The following is a 12233-nucleotide window of genomic DNA, read 5'->3' on the forward strand; positions in this document are numbered from 1 at the left end:
GGTCTACGGCGTCGACGGGGAGACCGCCGGCGACGCTAGGCGTCAGCCGACCGTCGCCCCGAACAGCAGTCCGAGCAGGTACGTCGCGGCCGCCGCGCCGTACCCGATCGCGAGCTGCCGCAGCGCCCGCTTGAGCGGCGACGCGCCCGACAGCAGGCCGACGATCGCGCCGGTCCCGAGCAGCACGAGGCCGACGAGCACGGCGGCGACCACGATCGCGGCGGTGCCGGTGAGCCCGAAGATGAACGGCAGGATCGGGATGAGCGCGCCGGAGGCGAAGAAGCAGAAGCTCGACAGCGCGGCGCTCCAGCCGTTGCCGACGGCCTCGTGCTCGTCCTCCACGGCCCCGGGCACTGCGACCGGTGAGGTGTAGGCGCCGAGCGTCGTCAGCACCTCGTGGGCGTGTGCCTGCGCCTCCGTCTGGTCCATGCCGCGGGCCCGGTAGACGAGCGTGAGCTCGTTCGCGTCCACATCCAGGTGCGAGAGCGCCGAGCTGGTCGCCGGGTTGGGGCTGGAGGCCTCCAGCAGCTCGCGCTGCGACCGCACCGAGACGTACTCGCCGGCGCCCATCGACAACGCACCGGCGAGGAGGCCGGAGACGCCCGTGAGAAGCACGACGTGGCTCGGCACGCCGCTCGCGGCCACACCGAGCACGAGTGCCAGGTTGCTGACCAGGCCGTCGTTGGCGCCGAACACGGCCGCGCGGAACGTCCCGGAGAGCCGTTGCCGGCCACGGGCGGCGAGCGCGCGCACGACCTCCTCGTGCACCTGCTCGTCCGCCGCCATCTGCGGCGTGGCGTCGGCGTCGTCCGCGTACGGCGACCGCGCCTCCGCCCGCTGCGCGAGCGCGAGCACGAACACCGAGCCGAACCGGCGGGCAAGGAAGCCGAGCATCCGGGTACGGATGTCGCCGCGCAGCGGGCGGCCGACCTGGTCGCCCAGGAGGTCGAGCCAGTGCTGCTCGTGGCGGCGCTCGGCCTCGGCCAGCTCGAGCAGGATCTCGCGCTCCTCGCCCTCCCGGCGGCCGGCGAGGTCGCGGTAGACGGCGGCTTCGGCGCGCTCGTCCGCCAGGTACTGGCGCCAGCGTTTGATGTCGGCGTGCGTCGGGGTGCGCGGGACGGGGAGGGCTCGGGGGTGCTCATCGGGTGACGAGTCTACCGGCGGCGGCGAAACGGTCGCCCCAGACGGCGGCCAGCTCGCGCACCTCGGCCGGCCCTTCGATCGTGAACGGCGCGGCGACCGCGGCGAGGCCGAACAGCGCCCACTCGGGCGAGTCCGCCGTGATCCGCACCCGGGTGCGCGCCGTCCCGTCCGCCGCTGGAGCCTCTGCTGCGGCCTCCGCCCAACGCCCGATGGCCTGCTCCACGTCGGCGAGCGGAGCCGCGATCAGCGCGTCCACGACGAGGGACTCCACCGCTCCGGCGAGCGACTCCCGCACGTACTCGGCGGCGTCGGCCGCGGGCAGCGTCCGCGGGCGGAAGCGGGCCCCGGTGGGCTGCGGCGCGGCCATCCGGTCCAGCCGGAAACTCCGCCAGTCGAATCGGCCGATGTCGTACGCGACGAGGTACCAGCGGCGCCCGACCGAGACCAGCCGGTGCGGCTCCACCGTGCGCTCGGACGCCTCCCCGTCGCGGCGCACGTAGGAGAACACCAGGCGCTCCTCGTCCCGGCAGGCCTGCGCGACGACGGTCAGGAGCTCCGCGTCGACCACCGGACCCGGTCGCAGCTCGGAGGCGAGCGTGGCCACGCGGAGGGCGTCCACCCGGCGGCGCAGACGGGGCGGCATCACCTGCACCACCTTGGCGAGCGCCCGGACGGACGCGTCCGCGACTCCGGCGACGCCGCTCTGTGCAGCGGTGCGCAGGCCGACGGCGAGCGCCACGGCCTCCTCGTCGTCCACGACGAGCGGCGGCAGCGACGCACCGGCGGCGAGTTGATAGCCGCCGGCGACCCCGCGCGTGGCGTCGACGGGATAGCCGAGGTCGCGCAGCCGTTCGACGTCGCGCCGGAGCGTGCGGGGCGACACGTCCAGCCGGTCGGCGAGCTCCTGACCCGGCCAGTACCGGTGCGTCTGCAGGAGCGACAGGAGCTGGAGGGTGCGGGAGCCAGTGCTGGCCATGCCCCCAGTGTGCCGCGTCTTCCGGTCGGGATGTGGCCGCTATCGCTCCTGCAGCGCGTCCGGATCGTGCGGCAGCAGAGACCGTGCCCCGCGCCGCGACAGCGTGAGCACCGCCTCGGCAATGTGCTCGTTGCGTTCGATCTCCTGCTCCACGGCATAGAGGTCGTCCGCGACATCGGACTCCGGGGCATTGCCGATCAGGTCGACCGCCGCGACGAGGAACACCCGCTCCGGCCCCACGTACTCCAGGTGCAGGTAGGTGACGCGCTCGACCTGGGGATGCTGCAGGAGTGAAACGAGGGCCGCCTGGTTGACCCGGTCCGGGGCAGGCTCGCCGAGCAGGAAGCGCCTGTTGCGGTCGATCAGCACCACCGCTACGACCGCGAGCAGGATGCCGACGAGGATGGAGCCGACCGCGTCGTAGACGCTGTTGCCTGTGAGCTCGTGGAGGAGCACCCCGAGGAACGCGATGACCAGTCCGATCAGCGCGGCGGCGTCCTCCGCGACGACCGCGCGCAGCGTCGGATTGGAGGTGCTGAGGATGTGCTCCAGCGTCCCGGTGTCGCGTTCGGCCGCCATCGACCTGGCCTGGCCGAACGACTGCACGAACGAGAAGCCCTCGAACACGAAGGCGACGGCGAGCACGAGGTAGTTGATCAGGTAGTTCGTGTCCGGCTCGCCGGTCCCGAGCTGGGAGAGGCCGTGCAGGATCGAGACGACGGCGCCGGCGGTGAACAGGCCCACGGCCGCGAACAGCGACCAGACGTACGCCTCGCGGCCGTAGCCGCTGGGGTGGAGGTCGTCCTGCGGTCGGCGCGCGCGCCGCTCGGCCTGCAGCAGGAAGATTTCGTTCCCGGAGTCCGCCCAGGAGTGCGCCGCCTCCGCGACCATCGACGCGGAGCCCGTGAGCACCGCCGCGATCGTCTTCGCGAGCGCGACGAGGATGTTCGCGCCGAGCGCGAACAGGACCGTGAACAGACTCTGTTTCGAGCGCTTCGGATTCGCCATGCCCGCCACAGTACGACCACCACGGCCGGCGAAGCACCACGGCAGGCGACTCACCACGGCAGGGGAAGGCAGGACCTGAAGAATCGTGACGTGCAAACACAGAAGGCCCCGATCTCTCGATCGGGGCCTTCGCCGGTGTCCGAGGGGGACTTGAACCCCCACGCCCTATACGGGCACTAGCACCTCAAGCTAGCGCGTCTGCCATTTCCGCCACCCGGACGGGTGTTTTCCGGCCGCCGAAGCTTCCGGCTGCCGAAGAAAGACATTAGCACGAAACCCACTGTCGCTCTGACATCGTCGCGCACCTCGGGCGTGGCGGGACGGGGCGCCGGTAGCGTGGAGGGATGAGCGACTCCACCGACACCGCCGCGATCGGGCCTGACGAGATCGGGCCTGACGAGATCGAGCTGGACGAGACTGCGATCATCGCGCGCGACCTCATCCGCTTCGACACCACCAACTTCGGCGAGGGCCGGTCCAACGGTGAGACGGAAGCGGCCGAGTACGTGGAGGCGCGGCTGAGCGCGCTGGGGCTCGCGCCGCAGCTCTTCGAGTCCGATCCCGGGCGCACGAGCGTCGTCGCCCGGGTGGAGGGACGCAACAGCGCCAAGCCCGCCCTCGTGGTGCACGGCCACCTGGACGTCGTCCCCGCCGACCCGCGCAACTGGTCGGTGGACCCGTTCGGCGGCGTGGTGAAGGACGGCCTGCTCTGGGGCCGCGGCGCGGTCGACATGAAGAACATGGACGCGATGATCCTGACCGCGGTCGGCGACATCCTCGGCGCGGGGGAGCAGCCCGAGCGCGACCTGGTACTCGCCTTCTTCGCCGACGAGGAGGACGGCGGCCGGCGCGGCTCGCACTTCCTGGTGGACACGCAGCCGCAGCTCTTCGCCGGCGCCACGGAGGCCATCAGCGAGGTCGGCGGCTACTCCATCTACCTCGGCGGCCGGCGCGCGTACCTGCTGCAGACGGGGGAGAAGTCGCTGGTCTGGATCAAGCTCATCGCCCGCGGCCGGGCCGCGCACGGCTCCCGGCTCATCAAGGACAACGCGATCACCAAGCTCGCCGAGGCGGTCGTCGCGATCGGCAGGCGCGAGTGGCCGATCCAGCTCACCGACACGACGACCCGGCTGATCGCGGAGCTCGGCCGGCTGCTCGACGTCGATCCCGAGCAGGTCGGCCCCGACGAGGTCGTGCTGCGCACCGGCACCGCGGCGGGCTTCATCCTGGCGACGCTGCGGGCGACCAGCAACCCGACGCTGCTGGAGGCCGGCTACAAGCACAACGTGATCCCGGACACAGCGGAGGCGCTCATCGACATCCGCACGCTGCCCGGCGACGAGGACCGCGTGCTCGCGGAGGTGCGCGAGCTGATCGGCGACGACGTGGAGATCCAGGTCATGCACCGCGACATCGGCCTGGAGGCGGAGTTCGGCGGCGAGCTGGTCGACGCGATCACCGGCACCCTCGAGCGGCACGATCCGGGCGCCCCGGTGCTGCCCTACCTGCTCTCCGGAGGCACGGACAACAAAGCGCTGAGCCTTCTCGGGATCACCGGCTACGGCTTCGCGCCGCTGCGCCTGCCGAGCGACCTCGACTTCCCGGGGATGTTCCACGGCGTCGACGAGCGGGTGCCGCTGGAGGCACTAGTGTTCGGCAGGTCCGTCCTGCGCGACCTCCTGCGCAGCTACTGAAAGAGCCTTCGTGGAATTCCTCAACGCCCTCATCCTGGGTGTCGTCCAGGGACTCACCGAGTTCCTGCCGATCTCCTCCAGCGCCCACATCCGCATCGTCGGGACGCTGCTGGGAACCGGCGCCGACCCCGGCGCCCGCTTCACCGCGATCATCCAGCTCGGCACCGAGGCCGCCGTGCTGCTGTACTTCTGGCGCGACATCGCCCGCATCGTCACCCACTGGTTCCAGGCGCTGCTCGGCCGCATCCCACGCAACGACCCCGACGCCCGGATGGGATGGCTGGTCATCCTCGGCAGCGTCCCGATCGTCGTGCTCGGCCTGCTCTTCCAGGACGCGATCGAGACCACCTTCCGGTCGCTCTGGATCGTGGCGACGACGCTCATCGTCTTCGGCGTCCTGCTCGGGATCGCCGACCGGGTGGGCGCGAAGACCCGCCGCCTGCGCGAGCTCACGTGGGGTCACGGGATCATCTTCGGCTTCGCCCAGGCGCTCGCCCTCATCCCGGGAGTCTCACGTTCGGGAGGCACGATCACGGCCGGGCTGTTCATGGGCTACCAGCGCCGCGCCGCCGCCCGCTACTCGTTCCTGCTCGCGATCCCCGCGGTCTTCGGGAGCGGTCTGTACCAGCTCTACAAGGCGTTCAAGGAGCCCTGCACGGCGGCGCTCCAGGCGGCGGGCACGTGCACGCCGGAGGTCTTCGGTCCCGTCGAGACGGCGGCCGCGACGATCGTCGCGTTCGTGGTCGGGCTGGTCGTGATCGCCTTCTTCATGGGCTACATCTCGCGGCGCAGCTTCCTGCCGTTCGTCATCTACCGCATCGGGCTCGGCGGACTGCTGATGGTCCTGCTCGGGACGGGCGTCCTGGAAGCCTGACCGGCCCGCGACACGCGCGGGTGCGTGCCGCTCCCGGGTGAAATCGCGCGGGATTCAGCCCCGGCGCGGGTCGTCGCCCGCTCTGCCGTCGCGCCCGTCCCGGCCGTCGCCGCGGCGGCGGAGGTAGCGCTCGAACTCCTGCGCGATCGCCTCGCCGCTCGCCTCCGGGGAGTCGACGGTGTCGCGCGCCTGCTCGAGCTGCTGGATGTAGGCGGCCATCTCCTCGTCGTCGGAGGCGAGCGCGTCGATCCCGGCCTCCCAAGCGGCGGCCTCCTCGACCAGCGTCCCGCGCGGGATGGTCACATCGACCAACTCCTCCAGCTTGTCGATCAGGGCGAGCACGGCCTTCGGGCTGGGCGCGTTGTGCACGTAGTGCGGCACGGACGCCCAGATCGAGATGGTGGGGATGCCGACGTCCTCCGCGCCCTCGGCGAGCGCGCTGAGGATGCCGACCGGTCCCTCGTAGGTCGAGCGCTCGATCCCCAGCTCGGCGCGGACCGCGGCCGACTCGCTGGTGGCGAAGACCGAGATCGGGCGGGTGTGCGGGACATCGGCGAGCATCGCGCCGAGGAAGACGATGACGCCGATGTCCTCGGCGAGGGCGGCATCCATGATCTCGGCGGTGAAACTGCGCCAACTCCGCGACGGCTCGGTGCCGAGCAGCAGGAAGATGTTGCCGGAGTTGTCGCCGGTCACGTCCAGCTCGGCGTCGCCGGCGAGCGCGTCGCCCACCCGCCCGGGGCGCGCCGGACCCATCACGACCGCGGACGGCCAGACGAGGCGGCGACGGCCGTCGTCGTCGGTGACGACCGGACGATTGAATTGGAAGTCGAAGTAGAGTTCGGGGTCCACCTCGGCGATCGGGACGACGTCGAGCTGCTCCTTGAGCGTCTTCACGGCGCCGCTGGCTGCTTCGCCTGCGTCGTTCCATCCTTCGAAGGCCACCACCAGGATGCGCCCGCCGAGGATGTTCTTCGCGTCAGTCACGTGGCCTACTCATCCTCTCGTCGACGGTCCGCTCGGCCGCCGTTCCCACCAGGATAGGCCCCGACCCCGCCGCGATAGACTTGCCGGTCGTGACCGATCTGACCGCACACCCTCTGCCGGCCGCCGTCTTCTGGGACATGGACGGCACCCTCGTCGACACCGAACCGTACTGGATGGCCTCCGAGCAGGAGCTCGTCGGCTCGTTCGGCGGCATCTGGACGCACGACGACGGGTTGCTGCTGGTCGGCCTCGGGCTGTGGAACTCGGCCGAGATCCTGCGCTCGCGGGGCGTGGCGATGGAGGCGGACGAGATCGTGCACTGGCTGACCGAGCGCGTGCGGCAGCGGCTCACCGAGCAGGGCGTCCCCTGGCGTCCGGGCGCGCGGGAGCTGCTCCGCTCGCTGCGCGACCAGGGCGTGCGCACGGCGCTGGTCACCATGTCGGTCCGCAGCATGGCGGAGCAGATCGTCTCGGCCATCCCGTTCGACGCGTTCGACATCATCGTCAGCGGCGACGAGGTCAGCGACCCCAAGCCCCACCCGGCGCCGTATCTGCGCGCCGCCGAGCTGCTGGGCGTCGCGCCCGGCGACGCGGTCGCGATCGAGGACTCCCTGGTCGGGCTGTCCTCCGCCGTGGCCTCCGGCGCGGCGACGATCGGCGTGCCGCACATCGTGCCGCTGCCCGAGTCGGACGAGCACACGCTGTGGCAGACGCTGGAGGGCCGCACGGCCGACGACATCGCGGCCGTGGCCGCCGGGCGGCGCTCCGCCGCCACCGATCAGGAGGACGCCCGATGACTGCCGAGCACACGATGAGCGAGGGCCGCCGGAACTCCGGCCCGTTCCGGGTGGGGGACCGCGTCCAGCTGACCGGACCCAAGGGCCGGATGAACACCATCACCCTGGAGCCGGGCAAGCTCTTCCACAGCCACCGCGGCGTGCTCGCGCACGACTCCATCATCGGCTTGCCGGACGGCTCCGTGGTCGTCAACAACGCCGGCGTCGAGCACCTGGCGCTCCGCCCGCTGCTCAACGACTTCGTCATGTCGATGCCCCGAGGCGCCGCGATCATCTATCCGAAGGACGCCGCGCAGATCCTCGCGCTGGCCGACATCTTCCCCGGCGCGACGGTCGTGGAGGCCGGTGTCGGCTCCGGCGCCCTGTCGCTCTGGCTGCTGCGCGCGATCGGGCCGGAGGGCCGGCTGCTGTCGTTCGAGCGCCGCGACGAGTTCGCCGACGTGGCCCGCGCCAACGCCGCGACCTTCCTCGGCAGCGACCCGGAGAACTGGAGCGTCACCGTCGGCGACCTCCAGGAGGAGCTGACCGCCGCCGTCGAGCCCGCGAGCGTCGACCGGGTCGTGCTCGACATGCTCGCGCCCTGGGAGACGTTGGACGCCGTCACCGCCGCGCTCAAGCCCGGCGGCGTTGTGCTCTGCTACGTCGCGACCGTCACGCAGCTCTCCCGGGTCGCTGAGGCGATCCGCGCGACCGGCCACTACACGCACCCGCAGTCCAGCGAGACGATGGTCCGCGGCTGGCACGTGGAGGGCCTCGCGGTGCGCCCCGACCACCGGATGATCGCGCACACCGGCTTCCTGATCACCGCGCGCCGCTTGGCCCCGGACACCGTCCTTCCGGAGCTCAAGCGCCGCCCCTCGAAGAGCGACTACGACGACGCCGACGTGGAGGCCTGGACGCCCGGCGCCCTCGGCGAGCGGCAGTCCAGCCCGAAGAGCCTGCGCAAGCGGATGCGGGAGGCCGAGGCGAGCGCGCTCCTCGCGCGTGAGGGTGGCGCGGACGGCTCGGCCGGCGCCGGCTCGCCCGGTGACGAGCGCGACCCGCACGTCGACTAGCATGGTTGAGGTCGTGTGGCGCGCCGCCTGACACGACAACCCCCCGCTCGCATCGAAAGAGGACCCGTGCGCAGAGCTACCGCACTCGGAAGATCGTCCGTCGCCCTCCTCGTCGTCGGCATCGCCGCCGCGGCGCTGACCGGATGTTCGTCCAACCCGAACGCCGACTGCGGCTCCGCCCTGAAGAGCGGGCAGGCGTCGGATCTGGTGACGGCCACGGGCCCGATCGGCAAGGAGCCCAAAATCTCCTTCCCGACGCCGGTGGACACCACGACCTCCGAGCGCACGATCATCAGCACGGGCACCGGCGCCCCGGTCGTCAACGGCCAGATGGTGGAGATCCAGTACACGCTGGTCGACGGCCAGACCGGCCAGGTGGGGGAGAAGGGCAGCTACGGCGGGGACACCACCCCGATCACGATCGGCAACTCCAACGCCGCGATCAGCAAAGGCCTGCTCTGCGCGCCGGTCGGCTCCCGGGTCGCCGTCGCGATCTCGCCGAAGGACTCCGGCGGCGCCGGCTCGGGCAACACGAGCATCCTCGTCGCCGACATCGTCCACGCCTACCTTCCGGCGGCCAACGGTGCCGTCCGCCCCTCGGTCTCCGGCTTCCCGACCGTCGTGCTCGCGCCGACCGGCCAGCCCGGCATCACGATCCCGTCCTCCGGCGGCGCTCCCAAGACCGTCCGCTCCGAGACCCTCAAGGAGGGCGACGGCGAGGAGGTCAAGGCCACCTCGCAGGTCGTCCTCCACTACACCGCGGTCGGTTGGGACCAGAAGAACGTGGTGATGAGCAGCTGGCAGAGCAAGTCGCCCGACATCGTGTCGATGAGCACCGGCCAGAGCGCGCTCAACCAGGCGCTGCCCCAGGAGGTCCTGAAGCCGCTGATCGGCCAGAAGGTCGGCTCGCAGCTCGTCATCGAGGCCCCCGCCAACGGCAACGTCCCCGCCTCCGCCTGGGTGGTCGACATCCTCGGGATCCGCTGAGTCCCGACTAGGATGGTCGGGTGCCCCGATCCTCGTCTTCGCCCGCGCGCGTCCCGGTCGAGGAGCGTCTCTTCAGCCTCGTGCTGGCGCTGCTCGCGACGGAGAACGGCCTGACGAAGAACGAGATCCTCTCGACCGTCCAGGGCTACCGCCAGCGCTTCGAGGCTCACGGCGACAACAGCAGCCTGGAGCGCCAGTTCGAGCGCGACAAGGACGACATCCGCGAACTCGGCGTCCCCCTGGAGACCGTCGAGTCGCCGGAGGCCGCCGGCAACAACCAGCTGCTGCGCTACCGCATCCCGAAGGGGGCGTACGACCTCCCGGCGGACGTGGTGTTCTCCCCGGAGGAGATCACCCTGCTCGGCCTCGCCGCCACGGTGTGGCGCGAGGGCTCGCTGTCGGGGAGTCGCGCCGCGCGCTGATGAAGCTGCGCTCGCTCGGCGTGGAGGCCGACGAGCCGGTCGTCGGCTACGCTCCGCGCCTGCGCGCCCGTGAGAGCGCCTTCGAACCGCTGAGCCAGGCGCTGGAGCGGAACGCGATCGTCCAGTTCCCCTACCTCAAGCCAGGCGAGAGCGCGTCGCGGGTCCGCACCGTCGCGCCGCTCGCGCTGGTGCAGCACCAGGGCCGCTGGCACCTGCAGGGCATCGACCAGGAGGCCGGCGGCTCGCGCACCTTCCTGCTCTCGCGCATGGTCGGGCCGGTCAAGGTCACCAACCGCACGTTCACGCCGGAGGGCGGCGACTTCGCCGAGCGGGCGCTGGAGGACCTGGAGCGGATCTGGGCGGCGAACGTCGCCGAGATCGAGGTGACCGCCGGCACCGACGCCGCGACCCGGCTGCGCAAGCGCTACGGCGACGCCGTTCCGGCCGAGCACGAGGGCGCGGCCTTCCGGCTCACGGTGAACTTCTCGGACATCAACATCCTCGCCGACCAGCTCGCCGCCTTCGGCCCGGAGGTGCTGGTGCTCGCTCCGGACGAGCTGCGCGACAAGGTGGTCGAGCGGCTGGTGGCGGTCGCCGAGGCCCACGAGGGCGCCGCGGGCGCGGGGAGGAGCAGGGCCGTGGCTGAGCGCAGGCGCCCGATGCAGGCGCAGGACAAGCTTGCGTTCCTGCTCGCGCTGGTCCCGTACCTGATGGACCGCGACCGGGTCACCGTCGCCGAGGCCGCCGAGCACTTCGGCGTCGACGAGGAGAGCATGCGCGACGCCGTGCGGCTCATCGCCGTCTCCGGCATCCCCGGCGAGACGAACGCGTACCAGCCCGGCGACCTGTTCGACATCTCGTGGGACGACTTCGAGGAGAACGACCGCATCGTCCTCACCCACCAGGTGGCGATCGACGACTCGCCGCGGTTCTCGGCCCGGGAGGCCGCGGCGCTCATCGCCGGCCTGCAGTACCTCACGGCGCTGCCGGAGAACGCCGATCGCGACGTGATCGGCTCGCTGATGGCCAAGCTCGCCCGCGGCGCGTCGGCCGCGCCCAGCCAGGTAGCGGTGGCCCGGTCCGAGTCCGACGAGGCGCTCGCCACCATCCGCGACGCCGTCATCGCCGGAACGCAGCTCGAGTTCGACTACCTGAACTCCCGCGGGGAGCGGGAGCGCCGCCGGGTCGACCCGTTGCGTGTCGAGTCCGTCGACCAGGACTGGTACCTGCGCGGTTGGGACCACCTGCGCACCGCGATCCGCACCTTCCGGCTCGACCGCATCGACGGTCTGGTGGCCACGGCCGAACCGATCACCTACCGGCCGGGCGACCTCAAGCTGCCTGAGACGCTCTTCGAGGGCACGCCGGAGGACCAGCTCGTCACCGTCGAGGTGTCCGCGTCCGCGATCCCGCTCATCGAGGACTACATTCCGGAGGGCGCGTCGCGCCAGGAGCGCGACGGGGTGATCCGCACGAGCGTGCGCGTGGCCCACTTCCACGGCCTCAAGCGCCTGGTCGCCGGCCTCGCCGGGGTGCTCACCGTGCTCGACCCGCCGGAGGCTCGCCGGCTCGTCGCGGACTGGGCGCGTGCGGGCGCCGACCGCTACCGTTAGGCTCCCTGCATGCCGTGGTGGTCGTGGGTCGTCATCTGGGTCGCTCTCGTGCTCGGACTGCTCGGCATGCTCGCGTTCTTCGCCTGGTGGCTGTTCCGCAAGGCGATGGCCGCCGGGCGCGAGGCCGGGGCGCTGATCGAAAAGGCGGATATCCTCAGGCAACGCTCGGCTGGCATGCGGTACGCTGAGTTTCACAGCGCGGTCTTCGCCGACGCGGACGTACTCCGCGCCGAACGCGAGCAGGCCGTCGCCGACCGGCAGGTCGCACGGCAAGCTCGCAGAGATCGGCGAGTCAACCGCGGTAAAATACTCGTCAATGCGGATCCGTTCCGTTACTCGTACTTGAACAGAAGGACGTAATCATGCTCGGCGGCCTCACCGGATGGCACCTGCTCATCATTCTCGCGGTCATCCTCCTTCTGTTCGGTGCTCCCAAGCTCCCCGCGCTCGCGAAGAGCATCGGCCAGTCCATGCGGATCTTCAAGGGCGAGGTCGACGAGATGAAGAAGGACGGCAAGGACGACAGCGCGACCACCGATGCGTCGACCACCGCTCCCACCACCTCTGCGCCCACTACCGCCGCGCCGACCACCGCCGTGCCGACCGCCGACTCGACCGAGTCCAAGCCGAAGCAGTAGCTGCGTGGCCTCCACCAAGCGAGGCAAGAACCGCGAAGG

Annotated in this window: 12 protein-coding genes, 1 tRNA gene and 2 pseudogenes; 10 read left to right on the top strand and 5 right to left on the bottom strand. The window is 71.4% G+C overall.

The genetic code is table 11. The features are described from left to right. Nucleotides 1-42 precede the first annotated feature (42 nt). Nucleotides 43-999: a VIT1/CCC1 transporter family protein gene (locus ACRAWC_RS03110; protein WP_431346574.1), complete on the bottom strand. Its 957-nt coding sequence runs from the start codon at nt 997-999 to the stop codon at nt 43-45. Between ACRAWC_RS03110 and ACRAWC_RS03115 the strand changes: the two genes are divergently transcribed. Then, nucleotides 955-1149 carry a hypothetical protein gene (locus ACRAWC_RS03115; RefSeq protein WP_431346437.1) on the top strand — a complete coding sequence of 65 codons (195 nt, stop codon included), beginning with the start codon at nt 955-957 and terminating at the stop codon, nt 1147-1149. The two genes, ACRAWC_RS03110 and ACRAWC_RS03115, sit on opposite strands and share 45 nt — an antisense overlap. Here the strand turns inward: ACRAWC_RS03115 and ACRAWC_RS03120 are convergent. The 3 genes from ACRAWC_RS03120 to ACRAWC_RS03130 all read right to left on the bottom strand — a co-directional run bounded on the left by ACRAWC_RS03120 (nt 1139) and on the right by ACRAWC_RS03130 (nt 3348). Then, a complete protein-coding gene (locus tag ACRAWC_RS03120) occupies nt 1139-2119 on the bottom strand; it encodes a helix-turn-helix transcriptional regulator (RefSeq protein ID WP_431346438.1) in 981 nt (326 codons plus the stop codon). The two genes, ACRAWC_RS03115 and ACRAWC_RS03120, sit on opposite strands and share 11 nt — an antisense overlap. Nucleotides 2120-2158: 39 nt before the next feature. Beyond that, nucleotides 2159-3127 (bottom strand): cation diffusion facilitator family transporter, encoded by a 969-nt coding sequence (locus ACRAWC_RS03125; RefSeq protein ID WP_431346439.1) that lies wholly within the window; start codon nt 3125-3127, stop codon nt 2159-2161. Nucleotides 3128-3262: 135 nt separating this feature from the next. Beyond that, nucleotides 3263-3348, bottom strand: a tRNA-Leu gene (locus ACRAWC_RS03130). A 123-nt stretch (nt 3349-3471) separates the two neighbouring features. On the opposite strand from ACRAWC_RS03130, the gene ACRAWC_RS03135 reads away from it, so the two are divergent. Both ACRAWC_RS03135 and ACRAWC_RS03140 read left to right on the top strand, forming a co-directional pair. Continuing rightward, nucleotides 3472-4821: a M20/M25/M40 family metallo-hydrolase gene (locus ACRAWC_RS03135; protein WP_431346440.1), complete on the top strand. Its 1350-nt coding sequence runs from the start codon at nt 3472-3474 to the stop codon at nt 4819-4821. A 10-nt stretch (nt 4822-4831) separates the two neighbouring features. Continuing rightward, on the top strand, nt 4832-5695 hold the full coding sequence (locus ACRAWC_RS03140; RefSeq protein ID WP_431346441.1) for an undecaprenyl-diphosphate phosphatase: 864 nt from the start codon (nt 4832-4834) through the stop codon (nt 5693-5695). 54 nt (nt 5696-5749) lie between these two features. Here ACRAWC_RS03140 and ACRAWC_RS03145 read toward each other — a convergent pair whose 3' ends face one another. Continuing rightward, nucleotides 5750-6682 (bottom strand): proteasome assembly chaperone family protein, encoded by a 933-nt coding sequence (locus tag ACRAWC_RS03145; RefSeq protein ID WP_431346442.1) that lies wholly within the window; start codon nt 6680-6682, stop codon nt 5750-5752. Nucleotides 6683-6771: 89 nt separating this feature from the next. On the opposite strand from ACRAWC_RS03145, the gene ACRAWC_RS03150 reads away from it, so the two are divergent. The 7 genes and pseudogenes from ACRAWC_RS03150 to tatA all read left to right on the top strand — a co-directional run bounded on the left by ACRAWC_RS03150 (nt 6772) and on the right by tatA (nt 12194). Next, nucleotides 6772-7479, top strand: coding sequence for an HAD family hydrolase (locus tag ACRAWC_RS03150; RefSeq protein WP_431346443.1), 708 nt, complete (start codon nt 6772-6774; stop codon nt 7477-7479). Between the two features lie 14 nt (nt 7480-7493). Further along, nucleotides 7494-8534 (top strand): tRNA (adenine-N1)-methyltransferase, encoded by a 1041-nt coding sequence (locus ACRAWC_RS03155; protein ID WP_431346575.1) that lies wholly within the window; start codon nt 7494-7496, stop codon nt 8532-8534. Nucleotides 8535-8600: 66 nt separating this feature from the next. Continuing rightward, on the top strand, nt 8601-9521 hold the full coding sequence (locus ACRAWC_RS03160; RefSeq protein ID WP_431346444.1) for an FKBP-type peptidyl-prolyl cis-trans isomerase: 921 nt from the start codon (nt 8601-8603) through the stop codon (nt 9519-9521). A gap of 20 nt (nt 9522-9541) precedes the next feature. Next, nucleotides 9542-10563: pseudogene (locus tag ACRAWC_RS03165) on the top strand (helix-turn-helix transcriptional regulator); the annotation flags it as partial. A 63-nt stretch (nt 10564-10626) separates the two neighbouring features. Then, nucleotides 10627-11556, top strand: a pseudogene (locus ACRAWC_RS03170) (helix-turn-helix transcriptional regulator); the annotation flags it as partial. 9 nt (nt 11557-11565) lie between these two features. Continuing rightward, nucleotides 11566-11916 (top strand): hypothetical protein, encoded by a 351-nt coding sequence (locus ACRAWC_RS03175; protein ID WP_431346445.1) that lies wholly within the window; start codon nt 11566-11568, stop codon nt 11914-11916. 2 nt (nt 11917-11918) lie between these two features. Then, nucleotides 11919-12194 (top strand): Sec-independent protein translocase subunit TatA, encoded by a 276-nt coding sequence (gene tatA / locus ACRAWC_RS03180; protein WP_431346446.1) that lies wholly within the window; start codon nt 11919-11921, stop codon nt 12192-12194. Nucleotides 12195-12233 lie beyond the last annotated feature (39 nt).

This window comes from Leifsonia sp. L25 (assembly GCF_050632895.1).